Annotated in this window: 8 protein-coding genes and 2 tRNA genes; 8 read left to right on the plus strand and 2 right to left on the minus strand. The window is 67.6% G+C overall.

What is annotated here, in order from left to right; translation table 11 throughout:
• The 3 genes from WA965_RS02615 to WA965_RS02625 form a co-directional block, all read left to right on the plus strand.
• Positions 1–1,050, plus strand: a 1,050-nt coding sequence (locus tag WA965_RS02615; protein WP_526447029.1) for an NAD(P)-dependent oxidoreductase, incomplete at its 5' end; no start/stop codon positions are given.
• The gene (locus WA965_RS02620; protein ID WP_526297345.1) at positions 1,047–2,057 is read left to right on the plus strand and encodes a 3-isopropylmalate dehydrogenase; all 1,011 of its coding nucleotides are present in this window, start codon (positions 1,047–1,049) and stop codon (positions 2,055–2,057) included. The genes WA965_RS02615 and WA965_RS02620, both read left to right, overlap by 4 nt.
• Before the next feature lie 41 nt (positions 2,058–2,098).
• Positions 2,099–2,668, plus strand: coding sequence for a hypothetical protein (locus WA965_RS02625; RefSeq protein ID WP_526297373.1), 570 nt, complete (start codon positions 2,099–2,101; stop codon positions 2,666–2,668).
• Here WA965_RS02625 and WA965_RS02630 read toward each other — a convergent pair.
• Positions 2,649–3,833 (minus strand): MFS transporter, encoded by a 1,185-nt coding sequence (locus WA965_RS02630; RefSeq protein ID WP_526297375.1) that lies wholly within the window; start codon positions 3,831–3,833, stop codon positions 2,649–2,651. The genes WA965_RS02625 and WA965_RS02630 overlap by 20 nt on opposite strands.
• A 157-nt stretch (positions 3,834–3,990) precedes the next feature.
• Between WA965_RS02630 and WA965_RS02635 the strand changes: the two genes are divergently transcribed.
• From WA965_RS02635 to WA965_RS02650, 4 genes are all read left to right on the plus strand, one after another.
• A complete protein-coding gene (locus WA965_RS02635; protein ID WP_526297347.1) occupies positions 3,991–4,770 on the plus strand; it encodes a fumarylacetoacetate hydrolase family protein in 780 nt (259 codons plus the stop codon).
• A complete protein-coding gene (gene gltX / locus WA965_RS02640; RefSeq protein WP_526297349.1) occupies positions 4,767–6,248 on the plus strand; it encodes a glutamate--tRNA ligase in 1,482 nt (493 codons plus the stop codon). Before WA965_RS02635 ends, gltX begins: the two co-directional genes overlap by 4 nt.
• Positions 6,249–6,368: 120 nt before the next feature.
• Positions 6,369–6,443 (plus strand) — tRNA-Gln (locus tag WA965_RS02645).
• Between the two features lie 61 nt (positions 6,444–6,504).
• Positions 6,505–6,577 (plus strand) — tRNA-Glu (locus WA965_RS02650).
• 18 nt (positions 6,578–6,595) lie between these two features.
• Here the strand turns inward: WA965_RS02650 and WA965_RS02655 are convergent.
• Positions 6,596–7,297 (minus strand): IclR family transcriptional regulator domain-containing protein, encoded by a 702-nt coding sequence (locus WA965_RS02655; RefSeq protein ID WP_178362146.1) that lies wholly within the window; start codon positions 7,295–7,297, stop codon positions 6,596–6,598.
• 38 nt (positions 7,298–7,335) lie between these two features.
• Here WA965_RS02655 and leuC point away from each other — a divergent pair.
• Positions 7,336–8,707, plus strand: a 1,372-nt coding sequence (gene leuC / locus WA965_RS02660; RefSeq protein ID WP_526447031.1) for a 3-isopropylmalate dehydratase large subunit, incomplete at its 3' end; no start/stop codon positions are given.

Genomic DNA, 8,707 nt, shown 5'->3' on the forward strand with positions numbered 1-8,707 from the left:
GCGCAGTTGGGCATCGAGCTGTTGACACTCGACGAACTGCTGGCGCGCGCCGACTTCATCTCGGTTCACCTGCCCAAGACCAAGGAGACCGCAGGCCTGATCGGTAAGGATGCGCTGGCCAAGATCAAGCCGGGCGCCATCATCGTCAACGCCGCCCGCGGTGGCCTCATCGACGAGGCGGCGCTCGCCGAGGCCATCACCAGCGGTCACGTCCGCGGCGCGGGACTCGACGTTTTCTCGACCGAGCCGTGCACCGACAGTCCGCTGTTCGAGCTGCCGCAGGTCGTGGTGACGCCGCATCTGGGAGCGTCCACCGCCGAAGCGCAGGACCGGGCGGGCACCGACGTCGCGGCCAGCGTGAAGCTCGCGTTGGCCGGGGAGTTCGTGCCGGACGCCGTCAACGTCGGCGGTGGCGTCGTCGGCGAAGAGGTGGCGCCCTGGCTGGACCTGGTGCGCAAGCTCGGTCTGCTCGCCGGCGTGCTGTCGAGCGAACTGCCGGTTTCGCTGTCGGTGCAGGTCTACGGCGAGCTGGCCGGCGAAGAGGTCGAGGTGCTCAAACTCTCGGCACTGCGCGGGCTGTTCTCGGCGGTGATCGAGGATCAGGTCACCTTCGTCAACGCGCCGGCGCTGGCCGCCGAGCGCGGCGTGGAAGCGTCGATCACCACCGCCTCGGAGAGCCCCAACCACCGCAGCGTCGTGGACGTGCGTGCGGTCGGGGCCGACGGGTCGACGGTCAACGTCGCCGGCACGCTGACCGGCCCGCAGCTGGTCGAGAAGATCGTCCAGATCAACGCCCGAAACCTCGACCTGCGCGCCGAGGGTGTCAACCTGATCATCAACTACGACGACCAGCCCGGCGCGCTCGGCAAGATCGGTACGTTGCTCGGCGGCGCCGGGGCCAACATCCTTGCCGCGCAGCTCAGTCAGGATGCCGACGGCGAGGGCGCGACGATCATGCTGCGGCTGGACCGTCAGGTGTCCGATGATGTGCTCTCCGCGATCAGCCGCGACGTGAACGCGGTGACGCTGGAAGTGGTGGATCTCTCATGAGACTGGCCGTGATCGCCGGCGACGGCATCGGACCGGAGGTCATCGGCGAAGCGCTGACGGTGCTCGACGCCGTGCTGCCCGGCGTGCAGAAGACCGAGTACGACCTCGGCGCCCGGCAGTACCACGCGACCGGTGAGGTGCTGCCCGAATCAGTGCTCACCGAGTTGAAGGGGCACGACGCGATTCTGTTGGGCGCCATCGGCGATCCGTCGGTGCCCAGCGGGCTGCTCGAACGCGGGCTGCTGTTGCGGGTCCGGTTCGAACTGGACCATCACATCAATTTGCGGCCGGGCCGGCTCTACCCCGGTGTGCAGAGTCCACTGGCCGGCGACCCCGAGATCGACTTCGTTGTCGTCCGGGAAGGCACCGAGGGGCCCTACACCGGTAACGGTGGCGCCATCCGGGTCGGCACGCCCCACGAGATCGCCACCGAGGTGAGCGTCAACACCGCCTACGGGGTGCGCCGGGTCGTGCAGGACGCATTCGGTCGAGCGCAGCAGCGGCGCAAGCATCTGACCCTGGTACACAAGAACAACGTCCTGACCTACGCCGGGTCGCTGTGGTGGCGCACGGTGCAGGCGGTGGCACCGGAGTATCCCGACGTCGAGGTCGCGTACCTGCATGTCGACGCCGCCACCATCCACCTGGTCACCGACCCGGGCCGGTTCGACGTCATCGTCACCGACAACCTCTTCGGGGACATCATCACCGATCTGGCAGCGGCGGTGTGCGGCGGCATCGGCCTGGCCGCCAGCGGCAACATCGATGCGACGCGGACGAATCCGTCGATGTTCGAGCCGGTGCACGGGAGCGCACCGGACATCGCGGGCCAGGGCATCGCGGATCCGACGGCGGCGATCATGTCGGTGGCGCTGCTGCTGGCGCACCTGGGCGAACTCGGCGCCGCGGCGCGGGTCGACAAGGCCGTCGAGGAGCATCTCGCGACGCGTGGCGACGAGAAGCTGTCCACGTCGGCCGTGGGCGCACGAATCCTGGGGAAGCTGTAGGCAACTCCGGAGGGTTCGCGACGCTGACGCGGCAGTGTTGGCTGTTCGCGATCGGTTCGGCGTTCTTCGCCACGGCGACCGTTCCCGGTTTCCCGGCCTGGGCCGGTGCCGGTGCCGCCAACGTGCTGTGCTTCGTCGGCTCGTGGTTCTTCACCACCGCCGCGTGGATGCAGCTCGCGCAGGCCACCGGGTCCGACCATTCTCCCGCCGAACGATCCTCGGCTGCAGTTCAATTCGCAGGCACGCTGCTGTTCAACCTGAGCACCGGCGCGTCGGTGCTGGCGCACGCCGTGACCGCGGAACGACGGTTTGTGTGGGCTCCGGACGCGTTGGGGTCGAGCGCATTCCTTCTCAGCGGCGTCCTCGGTTTCGTCGCTGTCAGCGCCACCACGGGATTGTTCGAACTCCGGTCTCGGGACTGGTGGGCGTCCGCGATCAACCTGATCGGCTGCGTCGCGTTCGGGGTGTCGGCGCTCGCCGCGTTCGTCCGGGTCACCGGGGTCACCGCCGACGCGCTGCTGGCCAACCTCGGCACGTTCGTCGGGGCGCTGTGCTTCCTGGTTGCCGCGCTGATGGTGTTGCCGCGCCGGCTCACTCGCTCAGCCGGTTAACGCGCGAGGAGGTCAGGGGCACCGCGGGGATCGCCATCAGTGGGAACAGTGCGCACACCGCAAAGGTGACCGGGTAACCGGCGACGCCGATCAGCGCTCCGAACAACGGCGGAACGAGACCGGAGGTGAACAACTGGCTGGTGTTCTGGGTGCCCAACGCCCGGCCGCTCCAGAACGGCCCGGCGATCTCGGCGATCGCGGTGAAGGCCAAGCCGTTGTCCGAGACGGTGACCACCGATGCCACCATCATCAACCCGATGCTCAGCGGTGAGTCGAGCCAGTCGGTCAGTGCCATCAGTGCCATGGCCGCCGCCGCAGCGAGCGCGATCGTCCGGATGGGCCGCAGGCGTGCGCCGAGTACGTCTCCGGAGCGCTTCAGCACGGCGTCCGACCAACGTCCCGCCGCGATCCGCCCGCCGGCGCCCAGCACCTGCGCCGCGGTGACCAGCAGGCCCGCCGATCCGGGCGACAACCCGTGTTCACTGATCAACCACACCAGCGTGAACGTCCAGATCAGTACCTGCGGCACCACCAGCAGGACCGAGACGAGGTGGATTCGCATCAACAGCCGCGAGTCCCGATAGGGGTTGGCCAGATCGGCCGCCGATGCGTCGGCGCGCGGTGGCCGGGGCGGATCGACAACTGCCACGGCGCATACCACCGCCGATGCCGAGCACACGATCGCGGGGAACAGCAGGGCCCCTGCGACGCCGTGGGATTCCGCGACTCGGGGGATGACCAGCGCACCGAGGCCTACTCCCAGTGGTTGGGCGGTCTGCCGGATTCCCATCACCAGGCCCCGCTTTTCGGCGGCGAACCAGCCGACAACCAGTCGCCCGCTTGCGGTATTGCTGCTCGCAGCGGCCATCCCACCGAGAAAAAGGAACACGCTGATCGCGACCAGCGAGTCCGCCGACGCGGCGGCGAACGCGGCGGCGGCGGTGAGCGCGGAACCCAACGCCAGCACCAGGCGTTCCCCGACACGATCCACGACGTATCCCCATGCGATCAGCGTCACCACCATGCCCAGGCTGGGCATGGCCGACACCAGCCCGGCCTGAGCCAGGTCGAGACCGCGCTCGCTGTGGAGGGTGGGGATGAGAAATGCCACTCCGTTGATGAACACGTTCGCGCACAGGGTCGCCGACAGTGCGATCACCAGCATCGACCAGCGCCTGAAATCACTCACCGACGAGACGGACACGGCGCCATCGTCGCACACAGGTCTCACGGTGCAGAATTCATATCTCACTTGATGAGATACATCGCACGGTCGACGCCGTGCCGATCGGATCGGGTGGCCCGGGCATTACGCTGTGGCAATGCGTCTCGGCCGAATTGCCAGTCCCGACGGAGTCGCCTTCGTGAGTATCGAAGGTGACCCGAACGAAGCAACCTGCAGGGAGATCGCCGAGCACCCATTCGGCAATCCGACGTTCACCGGTCGGAGTTGGCCGCTGGCCGACGTCCGGCTGCTGGCTCCCATCCTGGCCAGCAAGGTGGTCTGCATGGGTAAGAACTACGCCGCGCACGCCGCGGAGATGGGCGGCACCGCGCCGGAGGATCCGGTGATCTTCCTCAAGCCGAACACCTCGATCATCGGCCCCAACACCCCGATTCAGCTGCCCGCGGATGCGCACCCGGTGCACCACGAGGGTGAACTGGCCGTGGTGATCGGCCGCCCCTGCAAGGATGTGCCGGCGTCGCGGGCTGCCGAGAACATCCTCGGGTACACCATCGCCAACGACGTGTCGGCGCGCGATCAGCAGCGCAAGGACGGGCAGTGGATGCGGGCCAAGGGCCACGACACCTTCTGCCCTGTGGGACCGTGGATCGTCACCGACCTGGACCCCAGTGATCTGGATCTGCGCACCGCCGTCAACGGCGAGACGCGCCAGGACTCCAACACCGCGCTGATGATCCATGATGTCGGGGCGATCGTCGAGTGGGTCTCGGCGGTGATGACTCTGCTCCCGGGTGACCTGATCCTGACCGGGACGCCGGAGGGGGTCGGCCCGATCGAGGACGGGGACACCGTCAGCATCACCATCTCGGGAATCGGAACGCTTTCCAATCCCGTTGTCCGAAAAGGAAAGCAGTGACCAATCCTCCCGTCAGAGTCCGATTCTGCCCCTCGCCGACCGGCACGCCCCACGTCGGCCTGGTCCGCACCGCGCTGTTCAACTGGGCCTACGCCCGACACACCGGCGGCACGTTCGTCTTCCGGATCGAGGACACCGACGCCCAGCGTGACAGCGCGGAGAGTTATGCCGCGATCCTGGACGCGCTGCGCTGGCTGGGGCTGGACTGGGACGAGGGGCCTGAGGTCGGTGGGCCCTATGAGCCCTACCGGCAGTCGCAGCGGTCCGAGCTCTATCGCGAGGTGCTCGCGAAACTTGTCACCTCCGGCGAGGCGTACGAGGCGTATTCGACCGCCGACGAGGTCGAGGCCAGGCACCTGGCCGCCGGCCGCAATCCGAAACTCGGCTACGACAACTTCGACCGCGACCTGACCGACGAGCAGCGCGCGGCGTTCCGCGCCGAGGGCCGCAATCCGGTGTTGCGCCTGCGGATGCCTGACACCGACCTGTCCTGGACGGACCTCGTGCGGGGCGAGACGACCTTCCCGGCGGGGTCGGTGCCGGACTTTGCGCTGACCCGCGGCAGCGGAGAACCGTTGTACACGTTGGTCAACCCGGTCGACGACGCACTGATGAAGATCACCCACGTGCTGCGCGGTGAGGACATCATGCCGTCCACGCCGCGCCAGATCGCCCTCTATCAGGCGTTGATCCGGATCGGGGTTGCCGAGCGGGTGCCTCAATTCGCTCATCTGCCAAGTGTTCTGGGCGACGGCAACAAGAAGCTCTCGAAACGGGACCCGCAGTCCAACCTGTTCTTGCACCGTGACCGCGGGTTCATTCCCGAGGGCCTGTTGAACTATCTGGCTCTGCTCGGCTGGGGCATCGCCGACGATCATGACGTTTTCAGCCTCGATGAGATGGTGGCGGCCTTCGACGTGGCCGACGTCAACTCGAATCCGGCGCGCTTCGACCAGAAGAAGGCCGACGCGATCAACGCCGAGCACATCCGGTTGCTCGACGAGGAGGTGTTCGCGCAACGCCTGACCGACTTCTTCGCCACACACGGCCACCGCACCGGACTGGACGACACGCAGTTCGCCGAGGCGGCCAAGCTGGTGCAGACGCGGATCGTGGTGCTCGGTGATGCCTGGGAGCTTCTCAAGTTCCTCGACGACTCGTCGTTTGTGCTCGACGAGAAGTCGGCGGCCAAGGAATTGAAGCCCGACGCCGCGCCGGTCCTCGGCGCTGCGCTGGCCGCACTCGAGGAAGTCGGGCACTGGGCCACCGCCGAGATCGAGGAGGCGCTGAAGGCGGCGCTGGTGGACGGCCTCGAGCTCAAACCACGCAAAGCGTTCGGTCCGGTCCGCGTCGCTGTGACCGGCTCGTCGGTGAGCCCGCCGCTGTTCGAGTCGCTGGAACTGCTCGGCCGTGACCGCAGCCTGGACCGGCTACGGGCCGGCCGCGAGCGTGCCGGTGCCGCCTCGGTGGAGGCCTGAGAAAATCAGTGCCGAATATTTGGTAGTGTGCTCGTCGGCCCGCCCGAAGGCGCAGCGCGGCACCGCCGCAGCGCTCTCGGATCGGGAAATGGCCTGTGACCAGCGGTGATGGGTTTCCAGTGGGGTATGGTGTAATTGGCAACACAGCGGTTTCTGGTACCGCCATTCTAGGTTCGAGTCCTGGTACCCCAGCCAATGCAACGGATTAGGTCAGCTTTCTCACCTGAGCTATGCTGACGCTCCGAAAATAGTTCTGGCCCCCGTCGTCTAGCGGCCTAGGACGCCGCCCTCTCACGGCGGTAGCGTGGGTTCGAATCCCATCGGGGGTACAACACTTCTGGACGGCCTCAGAGCCGTCGCGTCAGCGCCTCGGCGGCGGCGACGAGGTCGGTCGCCCACCTGGCTCCGGGACGCCGGCCCATCCTGTCGATCGGACCGGATACCGACACCGCGGCGATCACCGCACCCCGCCCGTCGCGCACCGGTGCGGACACGCTGGCCACGCCTGGTTCGCGCTCGGCCGCACTCTGCGCCCATCCCCGCCTGCGGACCTCGGCCAGCGTCCGGTCGGTGAACGTCGCCGACGGCAGGATGGCCTGCTGGGTCGCCGTATCAGCGTAGGCAAGAAGCACTTTGGCCCCGGATCCGGCGTTCATCGGCAGGTGTGTTCCGACCGGCACCGTATCGCGCAGTCCCGAGGGGGGTTCCAGCGCCGCGATGCAGATTCGGGCGCTGCCTTCGCGCCGGTACAACTGCACACTCTCCCCGGTGAGTTCACGCAGTCGCGGCAGCACCGCGGCGCCCGCGGACAGCAGCGGATCGTTGATGTGCCCGGCGAGTTCGGTGAGTGCGGGGCCCAGACGCCACTGCCCGTCGCCGTCGCGGGCCAGCAATCGGTGCACCTCCAGCCCGACGGCCAACCGGTGGGCGGTCGCCCGCGGCAGGTCGGTGCGTTCGCAGAGATCCGCGAGACCGCACGGGGACTGGGCCACCGCGTGCAGCACCCCCACAGCTTTGTCCAGCACGCCGATGCCGCTATCCTGTCTCACAAGGAGATACTAGCGTCCCAGATTGTGAGATAGTCAAGATGGCCGTCACGAACCAGCCCCGCACGCTCGCCGAGAAGGTGTGGAGCGACCACGTTGTTGTTCCCGGACCCGGTGAGGGTGCCGCACGTGAGCCGGACCTGATCTACATCGACCTGCATCTCGTGCACGAGGTGACCAGCCCGCAGGCCTTCGACGGGTTGCGGCTGGCCGGCCGGCCGGTTCACCGGCCGGATCTGACGATCGCCACCGAGGATCACAATGTGCCGACCATCAACATCGACCAGCCCATCGCCGATCCGATCTCCCGGACGCAGGTCGACACGCTTCGCCGCAACTGTGCGGAGTTCGGCATCAGGCTGCACCGGATGGGCGATGTCGAGCAGGGCATCGTGCACATCATCGGGCCGCAGCTCGGGCTGACCCAGCCCGGCACGACGGTCGTGTGTGGGGACAGTCACACCTCCACCCACGGGGCGTTCGGCGCTCTGGCGATGGGAATCGGCACCTCAGAGGTCGAGCATGTGCTGGCCACCCAGACGCTGTCGCTGCGGCCTTTCAAGACCATGGCCGTCAACGTCGACGGTGTGCTCCCGCCCGGAGTCAGCGCCAAGGACGTCATCCTCGCGGTGATCGCCAAGATCGGCACCGGCGGAGGCCAGGGTTACGTCATCGAATACCGCGGCAGTGCCATCGAGTCGCTGTCGATGGAAGGCCGGATGACGATCTGCAACATGAGCATCGAAGCGGGTGCCCGCGCCGGCATGGTCGCTCCCGACGAGACGACCTACGAGTTCCTGCGCGGTCGGCCCCATGCCCCGCAGGGCGCCGATTGGGACGCCGCTGTCGACGCGTGGAGCCGGTTACGTACCGACGACGGCGCGGAATTCGACGCCGAGGTCTACATCGACGCATCGACGCTGAGCCCGTTCGTCACCTGGGGGACCAACCCCGGTCAGGGCGTACCCCTGGCCGGTTCGGTTCCCGACCCCGACCTGATGGTCGACGAGGGCGAACGTCAGGCCGCTGAAAAGGCGTTGACGTACATGGACCTTCGGGCCGGCACAGCGATGCGCGATATTCCGGTGGACACGGTGTTCGTCGGCTCCTGCACCAACGGCAGGATCGAAGATCTGCGCGTGGTCGCCGACGTGCTGAAGGGCCGCAAGGTCGCCGATGGCGTTCGGATGCTGGTCGTCCCCGGATCCATGCGGGTGCGGGCTCAGGCCGAATCCGAGGGCCTGGGTGAGATCCTCACCGCCGCCGGTGCGGAATGGCGGCAGGCAGGCTGTTCGATGTGCCTGGGTATGAACCCCGACCAACTCGCTCCCGGCGAGCGGTGCGCCTCGACGTCCAATCGCAATTTCGAGGGCAGGCAAGGCAAAGGCGGGCGCACGCACCTGGTGTCGCCGG

This window comes from Mycobacterium sp., assembly GCF_049683935.1.
Lineage (GTDB): Bacteria > Actinomycetota > Actinomycetes > Mycobacteriales > Mycobacteriaceae > Mycobacterium.

What these genes read in the sequence shown, in the direction of transcription:
- WA965_RS02630 (WP_526297375.1), bottom strand. Translation starts at nt 3,833, where the DNA reads ATGCTGGTGATCGCACTGTCGGCGACCCTGTGCGCGAACGTGTTCATC.
- WA965_RS02635 (WP_526297347.1), top strand. Translation starts at nt 3,991, where the DNA reads ATGCGTCTCGGCCGAATTGCCAGTCCCGACGGAGTCGCCTTCGTGAGT.
- WA965_RS02620 (WP_526297345.1), top strand. Translation starts at nt 1,047, where the DNA reads ATGAGACTGGCCGTGATCGCCGGCGACGGCATCGGACCGGAGGTCATC.